This window comes from Paenibacillus sp. FSL W7-1088 (genome assembly GCF_037969855.1).
GTDB lineage: Bacteria > Bacillota > Bacilli > Paenibacillales > Paenibacillaceae > Paenibacillus.
This window is the reverse complement of record NZ_CP150216.1, coordinates 1,856,801-1,872,679: the sequence shown is the minus strand read 5'-3', so window position 1 is coordinate 1,872,679 and position 15,879 is coordinate 1,856,801. Positions and strand designations below refer to the sequence as shown.

Genomic DNA, 15,879 nt, shown 5'->3' with positions numbered 1-15,879 from the left:
GTTAGGAATCATATCATCATTTGAAATCATAATCGGATCGAATAATCGCATACATTTTCAAATCCTGCATTTCGTTTTTAATTTTCATATACTTCCGTAAAAGCCCTTCGAATTTCATGCCTGTCTTTTCCATGACCTTTGCGGACCCGATGTTACCCACCAGACATTTAGCCTGAATTCGTTCCAACCCGATGTCTTCAAATCCAAATTGAACGATTCGGCTAACCGCTTCCGTCATGATTCCTCGACCCCAGTACTCATTGGATAATACATAACCTAATTCCACCCTCATACTGTTGCTGTCGCACCCCAGATAATTGCAGCTGCCAATCAACTTCTTCGTTTGTTTATCCTCAATCCCCCATGGCCCCAGCTTATCCACCTCATATCGACTCATGACAAAATCAATAAAGGCTTTCGTATCCTCCTTGCTCTGATGTGCGTCCCAAGTTGTGTACTCCGATACAGCAGGAATCGCGCAATAACGGTACATGTCATCCAGATCAGCATAGGTAATCGGCCTAAGCAGCGTTCGTTCAGTTTCCAATATCGGAAATGGGTCAAAATAACTTTCAATGGACTTCATATGTATGCCTCCTCGACTTATTCAAATTGTTTTACGACCGTTATTGATAAGGAATCACACTATCCAGTTATTCTGTTTTGTTCTGGCTTTCAGCTTCTTGATCTACAGTTTCATAACTCACAAATCGCTTGAGTCTTTCTCTGGTTTTGGAGCTGATTGCTTCATATTCCGCCCATACTAAATAGAACAGGCCCAGGATTAAAGCAGCTATACTCCAACTTTGCGGAGCGGTACCAATATAATTTAGCATGCCTTGAAACAAGTCCGAATCCCACGAAGTTACTCCAGAACCAAAAATGGCAGCACTCAAATATCGAACACTGTACAGTAGGGCCGCTATGACCAGCAGCAGTGTCCCCGTAGTTCTACGACTCACACAATTTCCCCCCTTTATAAAATCAAGGCCATAACCTCTGGCACTTCCATTGACCTTGCTGCAGAACATATTGGATTCGCACATGCTTTCGCTCCGGGTCTCCCTGCCAGAACTCAACTTCCTTTGCGTTCACGGCGTACAGTCTCCAATTCGGTGTAATGACATCAGGATCTCGGCTGATCCGCTCTTTCTGAGCGGCAATGGCGTGTTCCAATTCCTCCTCACTCTCCAGCTCCTGACTCTGTCGTCCTGTCATCGCAACTGCGCGTGCCCCTGCCGATCTTTTCCGAAAATCCGCTGCACCTGCTTCCTCGCCCATATCCACGGCTTCTCCCCTTATGCGAATCTGTCTGCCCAATGCAGGCCAGTAAAAGGTCAGTGCCACACGCGGATTGCTCTCCAACTGCTGTCCTTTTCGACTCTCCGAGCCAGATGCAAAATAAAAAGCTTCGTCAACTACGTCTTTCAAAATCAATACTCGTGCATCTGGAAAACCGTTCGAGTCCACTGTCGAAATCGTCATCGCGTGAGGTTCTTTCACACCTTATTCTATAGCCAGTCTCAGCCATTCCAGAAAAAGATCCCCTGGTCGATCCGGTAACTTCTCGGTATTCCAAGCTGGAAAAGGTCCAGACAAGGACTTCAACCCACGCAGCAAATCACTCGGTTTATCACTCACATCGGCAACCTCCTTAGACTTCCATTTCATTCCATTGTAGCGTAATAGGCCATTTTCTCAACTATTTGTTTTGAAATGATTGATATGTTCAATCTATTTTCACTGATAAAAGAAGGATATATTAACAAAATAGCAAATAACCTACATTAGAATTTTTTCATTTCGAAAGGAGTGATGTGGTATGAAGAATAACCATGTTGCAATGATTTTTAGGAAGGATACGAAGTAACCGCAGAGGATAAATTCCTCTGCGAAGTAAAATTTGGGAGGAATTTTGTATGGTAATTGTATTAAAGCCAGTGTCTAATGAAAATTGGTATGAATGTACCCAGCTTAAAGTTAAGCCAGAACAGCTTCATATCTTTCCTGCACCTGTCGTTTATTGGATTACTGAATCTAAATATGTTAATGATTTTGAATTACGTGCTATTTACTCGGAAGAGGTTTTAGTCGGTTTTCTCGTATTCTGTGCGAACCCAGACAAGGATGATAACTACTGGATTCCTGCCATAATGATTGACGAGAAGCATCAAGGAAAAGGTTATGGCAAGGCAGCAATGAAAACTTTGATTCAGCTTATGAGTATTTCAAATTGCACAAGAATAATGATTGGACACCGACCAGACAATCGAATTGCTGGAGAGCTGTATGAATCTTTAGGGTTTATGAAAGTGAGTGAAGAACTAATAGACGATGAAATCGTACGTCTGCTTCAAATCGGTTAAATAATGTATATAAAGACTGACGGCACCTGTCGGCAGTCTTTATTGTCACAGAAAAAATTAACCTAGATGACTCATCATATTCATGCTGCTAAACTCCCAACCATTTAATCCTTTTTCAACCGTATGAACACTGGTATTCCCGATAGAATGGAACCCCGATGTATTAGTCCAATTTTGGTTTCCTAGTAGATAATAAAGGATGTTGATTACTCCGCCGTGCGTGACCAGTAGAACATTGGATTTGATCTTTTGCTCCTCTATACTCTGGCATAAATCTCGAAAGGATGTACATATTCTGTTATAAAAATCCCGAGGACTTTCTCCTCCTGGAAACGGGGCATCCATTCCAAGAGTGTTAAAATAAACTCCTGCATATTTCACTTCAGCTTCCTTGTTTGGCATGCCAGCCAAATCTCCGTTATTCATTTCTCTCCAGTCTTTCAGGTAATCCCCTTTGATGTTAAGCCTTTTTTCAAGCTCTTTTGCAGTCTGAACTGCACGCGGAAGATCACTACTAATCACCGTGTTTATGTTATATTGCTCTAAATGATGGTGCAGGTAGTCTCCGAGTCTCTCCGATTGAGTCATACCTTCTTCAATGAGCCCTCGCTGACTCCAGCCACCTCTGTAGCCCTCCTCATCCATCCCGTGTCTTACTAAGAAAATCTTCAATTTATCTCCTCCTTAATTTAGCAGCCAATCCCTTCCCCTTAGGTGGATTAATCTTATCCACATCTATATGCAGTTCATTTGGCCATTTTTTTGAATAATTGGATGATAACAGCCCCGTCCTTAGATCTACCATCTTAGGTCGGGGTGTATGTTTTTATCTGACAAACGTATTATGGACTCGTACTGATTTGATAAAGTATGGGGTCCATATCGAGGACCTACAACGGGTGATCATAATCAAATTGAGCTGACGTTAACATTTCCTCGCATAATATTTTACATAACCGTCTTATTATACAATGCAAAGAAGCCAAAACGATACCCATTTCACCAGTTCAAGTCACTTATCGATAAAAGAAAGCCTTCGCTATACTTACGCCGTGTTCGGCAGGGTATTCTTCCTGCATACTGTACTTAATTCGTGCAGATGGCACATCTGCACTAACGTTCAAGGAGGAATAATCCAATGTCCAATCCCAAGATAAAACTTCTGCCCTTTGCAGAGATTTCAGCACATTTGGAAGGCTTCGATGTAGTTTCCACTCAGTGGGGCGGCGATGGTCGGGTCTATGTGCTGCTCATAAACCAAATTCCCGAAAGAAAACAAGGCATGTTTGTACAGACCAAACTAAACCAAACCTACACATACAAAGTTCTCATTGTGACGGAGCAATCCATTGAGGAAGTTGTTATTTGGGGGCAAACGTTCAATTATCATTACGTGCAACCATTACATGGTCACCTGCTGCTCGTCGGGGCGCGCTGCACGTATTATGGGAATGACAAGTATGACCTGAACGCCAAAGTGTGTGATCGGGAAGGAAACACGATTCGCGAGTTTCTGCTGGGAGACGGTATTCAGAGTGTGCAGGTGACCGAGAACGGGACCATTTGGACCAGCTACTTTGACGAGGGTGTATTCGGGAACAATGGGTGGAATAATCCGATTGGCTCACAAGGACTGTTAGCCTGGGATATGCACGGTAACAAACTATACGAAGACCATACTGCCGATATTGCCGATTGTTACGCACTCAATGTGGTGAATGAACAGCAGGTATGGTTTTATTATTATACCGATTTTATGCTTGGCTGTGTTTCCGGCGGTACCCAGCAACCTAAAGTAACATTGGTAGATCCTAACCTATCCGGCTCCTCCGGTTTCTGTACGGATGGGTATCATTTTTTGTTCGATGCCGGGTATGGTAAACACGGGACGTTTGTTCTCAAGAAAATGGAGAAGCCCGGCATACTTACAAAAGGGCAGAAGATTGAGTTCGTGAATGAACAGAATAATCCCTTCAAGCAGGCACGTCAGGATTTTCGTCAGAACCGACTGCTCCTCAGTGAGGGAAATCTGTTGTATCAGGTGACGGTTGAGGAATTGGCTTCAGGTTTGGTTTAGGGAGATTAGATTAAGAGTGAAGAGGGTTATTTATTAAAAGATAATCCCTCTTCTTCGAGTGCTTGTCGAAGTTTGGGGATCGCAGAAGGCCCAATCCCGTGCAGCTTCAGAATCTCTTTTTCTGTGTATTGCGAGAGTTTTTGCAACGTCGTAATTCCCTGATTCTCCAGTGCACGTCTAGCGGGTGCCGACAGCAATGAGAGAAATCCCTCTTTCGGTTTTCGTGCCTTCTCACAGACCGGACAGGTTGGACAATCGCTACTTTTGTAATAGGAATGCCCTTGTTCGCATGTTCTTAATGTTCCTTTATCGTTTACCATGCAGCTCACACCTTTCCGTTTTATCGGATAAAATTATCTCGGATCTCGGAGTTTAGCTACTCAACCAGTTCTCAACATCTGAGATCATATCCTCGTATTGTTTTAAAGCTTCTATAGTCCATATAACTTGTGATGTTCCCATTTGTTGTTCTTCATTGTCTGTACATTCAATCCACAAAGAGCGTTTCAGACTGTATTCGAGCCAGTCCAATTTTCCGGCAAAGCCATTTTCGAGAACCATTCTCCAATTGGCGTTCAAATTCCCCACTCGAGACCTATATCCATCTATAAAAGCCAAGAACCTTTCTTTGTCCACGTTTCCGGTGTGATCTACTGACCAATACATCGCTGTTTCCACCAGATCATGCATCGGATTGATATAACCCGCTGATTCCCAATCAATAATGATGGGGGTGTCCTGCTGCCACATCACGTTCTTAGGTTCAAGATCTCTATGGCTAATAACTGTATTTGAAGCCAGTATTACTGATGCATTTTTTGCCTGAGCACTCCACTCATAGAGCTTTTGAATGCTGTTATCTAATAAGATCGTCCAATCCGAATTTTCTTTCTGCCCTTTGTGTAAATAATCATTCCAATCAATTTCTTTGGAATGATCCAACTGAAGGTCAGGAATATGAAGCTGTGAAAAATCAGCTTTATGAATATCCGCAAGAATCATGCCCATATGCTCACAATGGGTTTCGGTTACTTCCTGAAACTCTAGACTTTTACCGTCGATCCAGTCAAATATAAGATAACATTGATGATCTAATATCTGCATTGAAGAACCGTTTATCACTTTGGCAGGTTGAGCATGGATAAAATTTGCTGCAACGTTTGCTATTTGTTCGGATTGGATATAATTCTGCATAGCTGTAGGTCTACTCATAATTTGAGGATTCAGTGCTTTCACAGCATATTTGGCATGTGTAGTTTCGATGGCATACATGCGATGTAAAAGGCCACCCGAGATTGACTTGGGTATACTGAACAACTCACCAAGTTCTAATACAGCGACGAGTTTTTCGAATTTTAGATTATATTGAATATTATTCATACGTTATAACACCTTTTGGAAACTACCAATATCCAATCTGCGATCAAACTTATATCCCACGCCTTTAAACATCGCACATTGCTCATACCCATGCTTTTCGAATAGGGTCTTGCTGCGTGTGTTTTCCATGCATACCGTAGCAATCAAGGTGTAGAACCCTTGCTCGCGCGCAACATCCTCTATAAATCGCAGTGCCGTTCCACCGATGCCCTTCCCTACAATATCCGGTTTCAAATAAATGGTTACTTCTCCCGAGAAGTCGTAGGCTTGTTTGCTCTTGTATTGGGTAATTAGCACATACCCTTGAATTTCTTTCTCTTCTTTAATGACAAATGATTTAAAGCGCGGATTTCTGTTCATGACAGAAGCCTTGATTTCTTCCAGAGTCAATTCTTCAGTATGAAATGAGATAGTCGTGTTGGAAACGTAGTAGTTATATATTTCTCTGACTTCGGTCAAATTCTGTTCCGATATTTCTTCAAAAGAGTAGCAGGGCATTTCCATTTTCATACTGATAAATAACATGTCCTCGCCATTCACTTTGCTATAAAACTCCTTATCTCTTTTAAAGCCTGTCCGCTCATACACTTTAATTGCTCGTTCGTTGAATGTGGCAACCACCAGTCGAAAATGAGAACTATTAAATTGGTTTTGCAAGAATACTAAACTTTGTTTAAGGAATACAGATCCTTTCTTTTGCCCTGTCAGATCTGGATCTAATCCAAGGCCTATATCCAAATATCCTTCTTCTTGATACAGTCCGATTGAGGTTCCTCCCGGAACTCGAGCTGATTGCCCACAACAAATAAATCCCACTACCCTCTCCAGTTCATTCAGGACTGAAAAGTACTCCCCATTCATCAATTCTTGAATATCTTCATTGGATTCAGAGAAACTGTACATTGTATACTCATTTTCATACTTCCAGGTAACGATTTTTTCTGCATCGGCTATTTTCATTGGATGATAGGATAAAAGCATGAATAATCCCCCTTTTATACACTTAAGAGCTTAACGAAGTCGATAGAGACACCATCATTGTTTTTCATACAGACTGGCACTCCAGTTCCCCTGTTTCATTCTGCGGATGTATTGGAATCCATAATCCTTATAGTATTGATTAAGTCTCAGGTTATCTGCCATGCAATCCAGCCTGATCAAGGTTTTACCTTTATGCCTAATGTTCTCTTCTGCTGATTTTAGAAGGAGTAGCCCTATATTTTGCCCTTTAAAATCTCTATTCACTGCGAATCGGTGTATGTACCCGGAATTGGTGTTGTCGAGCTCCTCCCAAATCAGGGGATCTGACCACGTTAAGGTATACGTCCCTACGATTTCATGATTTATTTCAGCAAGATATACGTCAGATCCATCCGTCATGAATTCATTCACTTGTTCCAAATTGAAATACTCAGGACGCCATTGATATATCTCTTTGGAGTTCAGCCACCGGGCAGACTCTTGCCATAGATTCAATACAGTTGAAGCTTCCTCCGGTAATGCAAGTCTAGTTATGAGTTTAGTATTAAGTTGCTCCATCAAGATCCCTCGCTTATTCAAAAGTTAAATACCCCCATCAACCACGCTGCAAATCGTTCTTTCTCCTCGAACTGTGGGTAATGAGCGGATTCTTCAAATACAACAAAATCTTTTTCGGGTGCTCCAAGCTCATCGAAATAATCCCTTGCCGCATTCAGAGACGTCATATAATCATACTTTCCCATAACAAAATAAGTCGGTATCTCCAGCTGATCTACAATGTCTGGCAAATGGTTGGTGGACTCCTCCTTTAGGAGAATTTCCTGTGTAGCCTGCACTCCCATGGAATAGCGAATCACATCCAGTGCATTATATTCGGTTCCCAAAAGAAAGCCGAGCATATAGTCCCTGTTGTCATCAATAAGCCTGGCCGCACCGCCGTATTTGCGAACCAACTTTCTTGGTGTGTATTTCTCGCCTCGCTCAATCGGATTCCGAAGACGTTCCAGACTTTCCGCATCCGCTGTACTGTCGGCTTGTTTCGCTTGTGTGATCGTATATTCCAAACTATCCAACTCACTCTGCACAGTATCAGCTACTTGTCCAATACCTACATACGCAATGAATTTTTCTGGTGCTTTGGCCGCCGCTTTTGTCCCTATGTATGTACCAAATGAATGACCGACCAGCGTAACCTTTCTTTGCTCCAGTTCAGCAGTGACGTAATCCGTTAAAGCCAATAAATCATCTACAAGCACATCTGAAGTCACATCCGAATAATCCTCCATGAAATGATATGACTTTCCACTTCCACGTTGATCATAATGCACAATGGTAAAATGTTGTTCAAGCTCCTGCTGATACTTCCTTACATAAGGAATCTCGGAGCAACCAGGACCACCATGCACGAAAAGAAGGATGGGATTGTTCCGATCCGTCCCGCGAATCATAACCTCATGACCTGCACCATTGATCTCGACTTGTCCTAACGTGCTGATACTGTTCTCTCCCTTGATCCCAGGGGTCCATGTGGGAAAGATCAGAGCGATTATTACGAGTAAAAGAATACTAAGCATGGCGCGTCTGAATATTTTAATCGACCTCTTACGCATCAGAAGGCTCCTCCGGCAGATATTCGTTTGTTTAAAAAGCTGACTCCGAACTCTTCACTAACTTATTTACTCCTTACTACTCTTTGTTACTTCACTTTATAAAAATACGGTCCGCACATGGATTCATGGGTATGTACATACGTCCACGTGAACGCTTGGTCAAAAATATAAATGTCCTGTTCCGAATCAAAATCTTCTGCGATGACCTTATTCGCATTCTGAAATACCTGTATGAATGGCGTGTTTTGATACATGATATACAACTCGTTTTTATTCTCGGCATTGAAAGCATCTCGCGCTGCATTGTCTGTTAGGCAATCCTGTTTCTCATAACTGAACATATGCCACTTGTACTGGCTATAATAGATGGCCTCTTTTACCTCTTCACTGATGTTCTTGGCAAATGTGTTATCCCATTTCTGTATAATTTCTTCGGATTCCTCGCACAATTCAGTCACAAGGACCCCTTTGTCCTCCAAATTTTTGTTATACATATATTTGCGATGCACAAGCTCAATTCGCGAGTACACCACATTCAGCTCATGGTCCGGTAGAGCATCCAGCAGAACATTAATTTCATCTCTAATCATCATAACCTCCGAAGTTTATTGGATTTAAGATTTAAGATTTAAGATTTAAGATTTAGAATACACTAGCATTCCAGTTACTCACCGTTTGCTTCTTCTCGAAGCAAATAAGCCAATCGGTACATTTCCGCGATATCATATCTATTCTGTTCTTCAAATCTCCTGATCGCTTCACCAATCTCCACAACCTCTACAGCAATTACCTGTTCCCCATCCACCGGATTCAATGGTTTACCGACCAGTTCAACTTCTCCATAGCCAATAAGTCTTACAAAATGAGGGTGAGGAATATGCGGTCTATACGGCTCAGGTGCACTCGACATGCAATGAAATTGTCCAAACACCCGATACGTGATCAACTTGGCTCCTAGCTCCTCCATCACTTCACGTTGCAGTCCATCCATATACTTCTCTCCAACCTCCAACGTTCCTCCGGGCAGCTCCCATTTCCCGTTATCGATCTGAAAAACAACCACTTGTTCCCCCACAAACGGGATGATACTCACATTGCTTACCAGCGTTTCATCCACGATGTCATTCAGTCTAAACTCCGCTTTAACAATCCCCCAATGAATCGATGTGCTGAGCGCCGGGAACTGTTCCCGATCCAAAATCTTCATTTTTCTATCCGATCCTCTCTATGTAAAATAAATCTTCCATTATAAGTTCTATCTCTCATTATAGATCAAAAAAGAAAAAAGAAGGCCACTTTTCCCATCGGGAATCCATGGACCTTCTCATGTTATTTCAGTTGAACTAAAGAAAGTTTACACTTTCCACTCTGAGCGCTAATGGTGTATCAGTTTCCCGTTTTCCAAAAAGAGAACCCGATCACATAGCGGCAAAATCCGCTCATCATGCGTAACCATCACCGCACTCTTGCCCTGCTCCTTCACGAGCCGTGCAATCATGCCCACAATATCCAGTCCACGTTCCGCATCCAGACTGGCTGTCGGTTCATCCGCGAGCAGGACGGCCGGATCATTCATCAAAGCTCTGGCAATGGCAACCCGCTGGCGTTCTCCGCCGGAAAGCTTCTCGGCATATGCCTTACGCCGATGCGACAAGCCTACCGTATCCAGCAGCTCATCGACCCGCTTCTCTGCCTTGTTTTTGTCCGTTCCAGCGAGCTTGGCGATCACCATCAGTTGTTCTTCCACTTTCAGATACGGAATGAGGTTGGCACTTTGAAAAATAAACCCGAGTTGCTGGAGCCGTACATCGGAAATGTCCTGTTTGTTTTTGCCCATAATCGATGCGCCATCCAGCATAACCTGTCCCTCCGTCGGTTCAAGCAGTGCACCTGCGATGGACAGAAATGTACTTTTGCCTGAGCCGGAAGGCCCCATGACCGCGACGAGCTCTCCTTCGGCCACCTTAAGATCCAACTTATCCAATATCGTCCGTTTGACCCCGCCATCTTCGAATGTCTGTGTAATTCCCTGCAATACCAGTCGGTTTCTCATGCTGCTGTCCTCCCAATCGCATCAAGCGCATCAATTTTGGTAACCTTCCACACCGAGAATAGCGAACCCGCCATAGACATCACCACGAATAACACGCAGGTTAGTGCCAGGGTGGACAAACCTAATTGAAACGGCATTGAAGCTGGCAAGATCGATTCAAACAGCTGAACCAGCAGCACACTGATCACCAGACTGCCGATGGACAGAAGCAATACTTGCAATGAAACACTGCCCGCCAGATATGAATTTCGCGTCCCAATGGCTTTCAAAATACCAAATTGACTCGTTTTCTGAATCGTGATGACGTAGAAGAATACCGCAAGCACAAACGCCGAGATGACAAATAAAAAGGCAATCATCATGAGCAGTGAGCCCTGCTCTTCCTTGTACCCAGGAATAGCGGATACTGCATCGGACTTCGTAATCACTTCCGTATTCGGCAAAGCAGTACTGAGGCTATCCACCTTCTCGCCTGCATCTTTAACGGCAATCGCACTGTATACCGGAGCATTAGAGTCTGCTGTTCCTTGTTGAGTACGGGAACCTTCCTGAATAGCGAGCCATTCCTGCTCGTTCAGGAACACAACCGGTGAGTGACTGAAGGACTCATTTTCCACTAATCCGCCCACGGTCCACTCCGTTCCCGACGCTTGATCGACCAGTACCGTTCCAATGGTTACGCCGGATTCAGACAACTTTTGATCCACCACAACCTGCCCGTCTTTCAGATCCGTGATTGGAGAGCCTTCCGTTACGGTTGGAGCCAGCCAGCCTTCCGGGTTCACCATAAATAGCGTTACATCAATCTTCTTCGTGTCGCCAGCTGGACTGACTGTTGTCATCTTCACACCCAGCGGTTCAGCATTCTCTTGGCCTACAACGGAACGTGTCTGTTCCAGCTGGTCCTGATTCACCTGGGAGCGGGTAAACCGATGATTCGAATCCTGTTCCAGAACAAAATGGGTTGCTGCCATATTTTTGATAGATGCCGCGTTATCATACGCAAGCCCCTGTGCCAGACCTGTGACAAACAAAACCAGAAATGATACAAGCACCATAATTGTAGCAATTAGTGCATATCGCCCTTTGGCAAACCTCATCTCTCTAATAGCCAAGTACATATTCTCTGACCTCCTCTTGATAACCCAAGTATAGGAGGCGAAAATGAACGGCAAATGAATAACAGATTACAACTGCGGAAGCGTCACGGTAAAGACCGTTCCTTCAGCTGAACTAGAGACCTCGATCGTACCGTCATGGATGCGGATAATTTTCTGCACAATAGCAAGCCCCAGCCCGGTCCGGCCGGAAGAACGCTCTCTTGCACGGTCAACCCGGTAGAAACGATCAAACAGGAAAGGCAAATGCTCCGCTGCAATCCCATCCCCTGTATCCCGAATATGGATTACGCACTGGGCATTGGTCTCTTCTGCTCGAATCTCGATGCTTCTCCCCTGCGGGAGATGATTCACAGCGTTACCCAGCAGATTCATCCAGACTTGCATGAGCAGAACTTCATTGCCATAGAGTTGAATGGATTCGGGTACCGAGATCCTTAGCAGCAGTTCTTTTTCTTCCAACTGCCATTGCAGCACCTGAACCGCTTGGCGGAATTGATCTCGCAGAGAAAATCTCACTTTGATCAAATCCTCATGACCTTGTTCAAGGGAGGACAGCAGCAGCAATTGTTTACTAAGCAGCGAGAGATGGCGGCTCTCCTCTTCAATAATGGAAGCGTAGTGCTCCCGCTCTTGTTCAGGCAGATCCCGATCCGCTACGAGTTGGGCAAAACCCTGAATCGAGGTCAGCGGCGATTGAATCTCATGTGATACGTTGGATACAAACTGCTGACGTGCCTGATCCACTCGCTCCAATTCACGACTCATGGTCATGAAATGCTGGGCCAACTGTCCAATCTCATCACGACGCGTGGTGGACAATTTCAGATTATAGTTTCCTTGGGCAATTCGTTTGGTCGCCTCGGACAGACGTTCAATCGGATTCACCAGATAGCGGGTACTGATTATAAAGAGCAGGATACTAATGCCCACCGTAAACGCTCCAATCAACGCAAAAAAGATACGCAGCTCACCGAATTGCAAAATGACATCCGGGCGCATAAACAACGCATAACTTGCATTGCCCATCTGTAGATGAACACCAACGGTATTGCTCAATTGATTATCGAAGAAACCGGTAATGAAAGGTTTGCTGGGAAACTCGGCGACGCCGTGGTATATCTCACCACTGAGCACCTGATCTACAGCCTGCTTGTCCAGATCCTTCTGGCGGAATTCACGGCCATAGAATTGGTCATTCCCTTTTCCATCCGTCACATAAATTTCGTAACCGAGCGCTGCGGCATTGTTCAGGTAATGCTCTACCGTAGCGGGTTCCTGCTCCACAAACTGCTTCATCTGCGTTGCAATGCCAACTAACTTCTCGTCATTGAAAGACTTTAACTTCGCATGATAATAAATATTAGATAAAAGAAAACCCAGCATGGCGCTGACCAGAATCACCGCGATTGTAATCATGAACACCCGAAAATACAGTGATCTCAATGCGCTTTCACCTCAATCTTATAACCAATCCCCCGTACCGTCTGAATGACAAAATCATCCGCATAATCGACAAAACGATCACGCAGCCGCTTGATATGTACATCCACGGTGCGATCATCGCCTTCATAGTCCGCTCCCCAGACCAACCGAATCAGTTCATCTCGTGAGAATAAGCGCCCCGGAAACTGAGCAAGTTGAGAGAGCAGCTCGAATTCCTTCATTGGTAAAAAGAGAATCGATTGCCCATCGGAGACCTCGACATTGTTTCGGTCAATGACGATGCGATTCATGCGAATGATATCACTGGACGTGCGATGGTATCGACGAAATAACGCCTTGACCCGGTAGACCAGTTCCTCGGGTTCAAATGGCTTCGTCACATATTCATCTGTGCCTCTCAAGTACCCATCCCGCTTGTCGGATAGCTGATCCCGTGCTGTCAGCAGCATGATAGGGATGTCATAATTTTGGCGAATAAAATCACATAACTCCAGTCCGTCCATACCTGGCATCATGACATCAAGGATCGCCAAATCGATTGGCGTTTCTTGTATTAGTTTGACCGCTTCCAATCCATCCTGCGCTTCATGAACCCGATATCCTTCCTTGGTCATGACATGCCGGAGGAGTGCTCTAATATTGGCATCGTCGTCCGCCAGAAGCAGATTCTTCATATTGTTGTCGGCCCCTTCTAGTTTCAAATTCATCTAATATGTAGCGGGAACTTCCGCGATATTGATCCTGCACAGATGGTAGCACAAAAGCAACGTAAATCGCCAGTGAACATGCAATGAAGCCCCGCGTGCATGTTTATATTTTCTCAATTCTGGTTGACACTATTATTAGGCCCACTTATAATAAAACCATAACATATGAACAATTGCTCATATGTTCATTTATAAAAACTTTATCATTGCCAAGGATCACTATAGTCACAAAAGAAATCAATTACATAACGGAGCACGGCTCCAAAGGAGAGGATCTCGTATGTCCGGACATCATCACAGCCACGACCATGGACACAATCATGGTAGTACCAATAACAAGAAAGTACTGTTGTTTTCCTTCATTATTATTACCGTTTATATGATTGTTGAAGCCGTTGGCGGTTTCATCACCAACAGCTTGGCCCTCATCTCTGATGCAGGTCATATGTTGTCTGATTCCATAGCTTTGGGGATTGCCTTGCTGGCGTTCACCTTTGGCGAAAAAGCGGTGAATACAGGCAAAACGTACGGGTACAGACGCTTTGAGATTTTGGCAGCCACGTTAAATGGAGTCACTTTAATCGCCATCTCTCTTTACATCTTTTACGAAGCAATTGGTCGCTTCATCAACCCACCAGAAGTCGCAACGGTAGGCATGTTGATCATCAGTATCATTGGACTGCTCATCAATATTTTGGTGGCCTGGATCATGATGCGCGGCAGCGATACAGAGAAAAACTTGAATATGCGCGGAGCTTATCTCCATGTCATCAGCGATATGCTGGGATCGATTGGCGCCATTGCTGCGGCTCTGCTCATGATGTTCTTCGGTTGGGGATGGGCCGATCCACTCGCGAGTGTCATTGTTGCTGTACTGGTTCTGCGCAGTGGATTCTTTGTTACCAAATCATCTTTGCATATCTTGATGGAGGGTACTCCGGCCAATGTGGATGTGAATGACCTGGTGCAGACTATTAAACAAGTCGATGGTGTCAAAGGTGTACACGATGTGCATGTCTGGTCCATCACCAGCAACCTGAACGCACTGACCGCACATATTGTGGTGGACGGAACGATGGATGTATACGCATCCGAGGTGCTTGTTCAGAAGATTGAGCACCTGTTGGAGCATAAAGAAATCAAACATGTGACCTTGCAAGTCGAGTCTGAGAAGCATCTTCACGACACCTCGGTATTATGCACCGTCAAAGGTGACGCACCGGATGCTCATGCGCATCATCATCATTGAGATTAATAGTTGTAAATAGAAACAGGACTTATTCCCGTTAGAGGAATAGTCCTGTTTTTCATTTTGCACGTAACTTTAATTCCTTTCGGGTGTTATGTAATATAGATGGCAGTATCGAAACAATAGACTACAAGTCATCATTATTAAAGGAATATATAATTAGCTTATCCATTTAAGTGGATGGCCTGGATATGTTCTCGATCAAAATCAATAATCATAATGTGACCTTTGTAATACATGGTCTCCACAGGCTATCGTTGCTCCATAGTCCTCTTTACTATTAAATGTGATATCTACTTGATATACTTCAATTTCATTAAACCAATCCTTATGTACTTGTTCACGAAGTTCGTTCTCATAGTAATTTCGAAATACTTCCTCACACTCCGTAAACCAATGCAGATATGACTCTACTACATCAGCAATTGCATCTAACTGAATAGTCGCCGATATATAGATTCGGACATCCTTTAAATCTTCATCCTTTATGGATTGCTTAAATATTTGCACTGTATTTTTCAAAACATAACATTTGTACCTCTCATCATTCTCTTCCACGAGCTCAATGAAATCACTTTGCATCTTAACCCTCCTTCCATAAAACGACCTGAATGATGCAAGGTATTGCTTCTTGAATAGGCACCTATACTATACTTTCTCGTCAATAATATATTTATTATCGCCTTGTTTATTGTTATTTTGTTTTTTAATTTCAGTTCTCAAATAATGTACTTCTTTTATTAGATCCTCAAGTCTTTTCGATGTTTTTGATGAATCTATAGCATAGCGTATAACTGCAGCAACGATAAGAAACACAATAAAACATAGGATCAACGCTATAAGAGCTCCAAAGAATTCCATCCTGATTTACAACTCCTTACTTATATTAAAC

The 15,879-nt window shown here is 43.7% G+C and carries 21 protein-coding genes; 3 read left to right on the top strand and 18 right to left on the bottom strand.

Features of this window, described 5'->3' with window-relative positions; translation table 11 throughout:
* Positions 1-16 precede the first annotated feature (16 nt).
* The 4 genes from MKY42_RS08565 to MKY42_RS08550 all read right to left on the bottom strand — a co-directional run bounded on the left by MKY42_RS08565 (position 17) and on the right by MKY42_RS08550 (position 1,641).
* Entirely contained in the window at positions 17-586 is a 570-nt protein-coding gene (locus MKY42_RS08565) for a GNAT family protein (protein WP_179265402.1), read from the bottom strand.
* A 67-nt stretch (positions 587-653) separates the two neighbouring features.
* Positions 654-962 carry a hypothetical protein gene (locus MKY42_RS08560; protein ID WP_179265403.1) on the bottom strand — a complete coding sequence of 103 codons (309 nt, stop codon included), beginning with the start codon at positions 960-962 and terminating at the stop codon, positions 654-656.
* 22 nt (positions 963-984) lie between these two features.
* Complete coding sequence (locus MKY42_RS08555) at positions 985-1,503, bottom strand: pyridoxal 5'-phosphate synthase (protein ID WP_257031519.1); 519 nt, start codon at positions 1,501-1,503, stop codon at positions 985-987.
* A gap of 3 nt (positions 1,504-1,506) precedes the next feature.
* On the bottom strand, positions 1,507-1,641 hold the full coding sequence (locus tag MKY42_RS08550) for a hypothetical protein (protein ID WP_257031521.1): 135 nt from the start codon (positions 1,639-1,641) through the stop codon (positions 1,507-1,509).
* Between the two features lie 278 nt (positions 1,642-1,919).
* On the opposite strand from MKY42_RS08550, the gene MKY42_RS08545 reads away from it, so the two are divergent.
* The gene (locus MKY42_RS08545; RefSeq protein WP_179265404.1) at positions 1,920-2,366 is read left to right on the top strand and encodes a GNAT family N-acetyltransferase; all 447 of its coding nucleotides are present in this window, start codon (positions 1,920-1,922) and stop codon (positions 2,364-2,366) included.
* A 57-nt stretch (positions 2,367-2,423) separates the two neighbouring features.
* On the opposite strand, the gene MKY42_RS08540 is transcribed toward MKY42_RS08545, so the two are convergent.
* On the bottom strand, positions 2,424-3,038 hold the full coding sequence (locus MKY42_RS08540) for a histidine phosphatase family protein (RefSeq protein ID WP_090894836.1): 615 nt from the start codon (positions 3,036-3,038) through the stop codon (positions 2,424-2,426).
* 466 nt (positions 3,039-3,504) lie between these two features.
* On the opposite strand from MKY42_RS08540, the gene MKY42_RS08535 reads away from it, so the two are divergent.
* Entirely contained in the window at positions 3,505-4,443 is a 939-nt protein-coding gene (locus tag MKY42_RS08535) for a hypothetical protein (RefSeq protein WP_179265405.1), read from the top strand.
* Positions 4,444-4,469: 26 nt separating this feature from the next.
* Here MKY42_RS08535 and MKY42_RS08530 read toward each other — a convergent pair whose 3' ends face one another.
* From MKY42_RS08530 to MKY42_RS08480, 11 genes are all read right to left on the bottom strand, one after another.
* Positions 4,470-4,763, bottom strand: coding sequence for an RNA polymerase alpha subunit C-terminal domain-containing protein (locus MKY42_RS08530; RefSeq protein WP_090894831.1), 294 nt, complete (start codon positions 4,761-4,763; stop codon positions 4,470-4,472).
* Between the two features lie 52 nt (positions 4,764-4,815).
* Positions 4,816-5,823, bottom strand: a complete 1,008-nt coding sequence (locus MKY42_RS08525; RefSeq protein WP_090894829.1) for an aminoglycoside phosphotransferase family protein — start codon at positions 5,821-5,823, stop codon at positions 4,816-4,818.
* Positions 5,824-5,826: 3 nt separating this feature from the next.
* Positions 5,827-6,804 carry a GNAT family N-acetyltransferase gene (locus MKY42_RS08520; RefSeq protein WP_256221943.1) on the bottom strand — a complete coding sequence of 326 codons (978 nt, stop codon included), beginning with the start codon at positions 6,802-6,804 and terminating at the stop codon, positions 5,827-5,829.
* A 54-nt stretch (positions 6,805-6,858) separates the two neighbouring features.
* Positions 6,859-7,362 carry a GNAT family N-acetyltransferase gene (locus tag MKY42_RS08515; RefSeq protein ID WP_090901980.1) on the bottom strand — a complete coding sequence of 168 codons (504 nt, stop codon included), beginning with the start codon at positions 7,360-7,362 and terminating at the stop codon, positions 6,859-6,861.
* 17 nt (positions 7,363-7,379) lie between these two features.
* A complete protein-coding gene (locus tag MKY42_RS08510; RefSeq protein ID WP_339850412.1) occupies positions 7,380-8,414 on the bottom strand; it encodes an alpha/beta hydrolase in 1,035 nt (344 codons plus the stop codon).
* 86 nt (positions 8,415-8,500) lie between these two features.
* The gene (locus MKY42_RS08505; RefSeq protein ID WP_258403617.1) at positions 8,501-9,007 is read right to left on the bottom strand and encodes a DUF4275 family protein; all 507 of its coding nucleotides are present in this window, start codon (positions 9,005-9,007) and stop codon (positions 8,501-8,503) included.
* Positions 9,008-9,078: 71 nt separating this feature from the next.
* A complete protein-coding gene (locus tag MKY42_RS08500) occupies positions 9,079-9,621 on the bottom strand; it encodes an NUDIX hydrolase (RefSeq protein ID WP_111619923.1) in 543 nt (180 codons plus the stop codon).
* Between the two features lie 168 nt (positions 9,622-9,789).
* Positions 9,790-10,467, bottom strand: a complete 678-nt coding sequence (locus MKY42_RS08495; protein WP_111619924.1) for an ABC transporter ATP-binding protein — start codon at positions 10,465-10,467, stop codon at positions 9,790-9,792.
* Complete coding sequence (locus MKY42_RS08490) at positions 10,464-11,588, bottom strand: ABC transporter permease (RefSeq protein ID WP_339850406.1); 1,125 nt, start codon at positions 11,586-11,588, stop codon at positions 10,464-10,466. The genes MKY42_RS08495 and MKY42_RS08490 overlap by 4 nt, the downstream gene beginning before the upstream one ends.
* Before the next feature lie 66 nt (positions 11,589-11,654).
* Positions 11,655-13,004, bottom strand: coding sequence for a HAMP domain-containing sensor histidine kinase (locus MKY42_RS08485; RefSeq protein WP_339850404.1), 1,350 nt, complete (start codon positions 13,002-13,004; stop codon positions 11,655-11,657).
* Positions 13,005-13,027: 23 nt separating this feature from the next.
* Entirely contained in the window at positions 13,028-13,705 is a 678-nt protein-coding gene (locus MKY42_RS08480) for a response regulator transcription factor (RefSeq protein WP_111619927.1), read from the bottom strand.
* Positions 13,706-14,018: 313 nt separating this feature from the next.
* Here MKY42_RS08480 and MKY42_RS08475 point away from each other — a divergent pair, with 313 nt between their 5' ends.
* The gene (locus MKY42_RS08475; protein ID WP_339850402.1) at positions 14,019-14,987 is read left to right on the top strand and encodes a cation diffusion facilitator family transporter; all 969 of its coding nucleotides are present in this window, start codon (positions 14,019-14,021) and stop codon (positions 14,985-14,987) included.
* A gap of 207 nt (positions 14,988-15,194) precedes the next feature.
* On the opposite strand, the gene MKY42_RS08470 is transcribed toward MKY42_RS08475, so the two are convergent.
* Positions 15,195-15,569 carry a hypothetical protein gene (locus tag MKY42_RS08470; RefSeq protein WP_339850399.1) on the bottom strand — a complete coding sequence of 125 codons (375 nt, stop codon included), beginning with the start codon at positions 15,567-15,569 and terminating at the stop codon, positions 15,195-15,197.
* Between the two features lie 66 nt (positions 15,570-15,635).
* Entirely contained in the window at positions 15,636-15,848 is a 213-nt protein-coding gene (locus MKY42_RS08465) for a hypothetical protein (protein ID WP_090894809.1), read from the bottom strand.
* Positions 15,849-15,879 lie beyond the last annotated feature (31 nt).

Bases quoted from the DNA above. Each gene is read 5' to 3' on its own strand.
- MKY42_RS08565 (WP_179265402.1), bottom strand. From the start codon at position 586: ATGAAGTCCATTGAAAGTTATTTTGACCCATTTCCGATATTGGAAACT.
- MKY42_RS08545 (WP_179265404.1), top strand. From the start codon at position 1,920: ATGGTAATTGTATTAAAGCCAGTGTCTAATGAAAATTGGTATGAATGT.
- MKY42_RS08535 (WP_179265405.1), top strand. From the start codon at position 3,505: ATGTCCAATCCCAAGATAAAACTTCTGCCCTTTGCAGAGATTTCAGCA.
- MKY42_RS08530 (WP_090894831.1), bottom strand. From the start codon at position 4,763: ATGGTAAACGATAAAGGAACATTAAGAACATGCGAACAAGGGCATTCC.
- MKY42_RS08525 (WP_090894829.1), bottom strand. From the start codon at position 5,823: ATGAATAATATTCAATATAATCTAAAATTCGAAAAACTCGTCGCTGTA.
- MKY42_RS08520 (WP_256221943.1), bottom strand. From the start codon at position 6,804: ATGCTTTTATCCTATCATCCAATGAAAATAGCCGATGCAGAAAAAATC.
- MKY42_RS08515 (WP_090901980.1), bottom strand. From the start codon at position 7,362: ATGGAGCAACTTAATACTAAACTCATAACTAGACTTGCATTACCGGAG.
- MKY42_RS08510 (WP_339850412.1), bottom strand. From the start codon at position 8,414: ATGCGTAAGAGGTCGATTAAAATATTCAGACGCGCCATGCTTAGTATT.
- MKY42_RS08505 (WP_258403617.1), bottom strand. From the start codon at position 9,007: ATGATGATTAGAGATGAAATTAATGTTCTGCTGGATGCTCTACCGGAC.
- MKY42_RS08500 (WP_111619923.1), bottom strand. From the start codon at position 9,621: ATGAAGATTTTGGATCGGGAACAGTTCCCGGCGCTCAGCACATCGATT.
- MKY42_RS08495 (WP_111619924.1), bottom strand. From the start codon at position 10,467: ATGAGAAACCGACTGGTATTGCAGGGAATTACACAGACATTCGAAGAT.
- MKY42_RS08490 (WP_339850406.1), bottom strand. From the start codon at position 11,588: ATGTACTTGGCTATTAGAGAGATGAGGTTTGCCAAAGGGCGATATGCA.
- MKY42_RS08485 (WP_339850404.1), bottom strand. From the start codon at position 13,004: ATGATTACAATCGCGGTGATTCTGGTCAGCGCCATGCTGGGTTTTCTT.
- MKY42_RS08480 (WP_111619927.1), bottom strand. From the start codon at position 13,705: ATGAAGAATCTGCTTCTGGCGGACGACGATGCCAATATTAGAGCACTC.
- MKY42_RS08475 (WP_339850402.1), top strand. From the start codon at position 14,019: ATGTCCGGACATCATCACAGCCACGACCATGGACACAATCATGGTAGT.
- MKY42_RS08470 (WP_339850399.1), bottom strand. From the start codon at position 15,569: ATGCAAAGTGATTTCATTGAGCTCGTGGAAGAGAATGATGAGAGGTAC.
- MKY42_RS08465 (WP_090894809.1), bottom strand. From the start codon at position 15,848: ATGGAATTCTTTGGAGCTCTTATAGCGTTGATCCTATGTTTTATTGTG.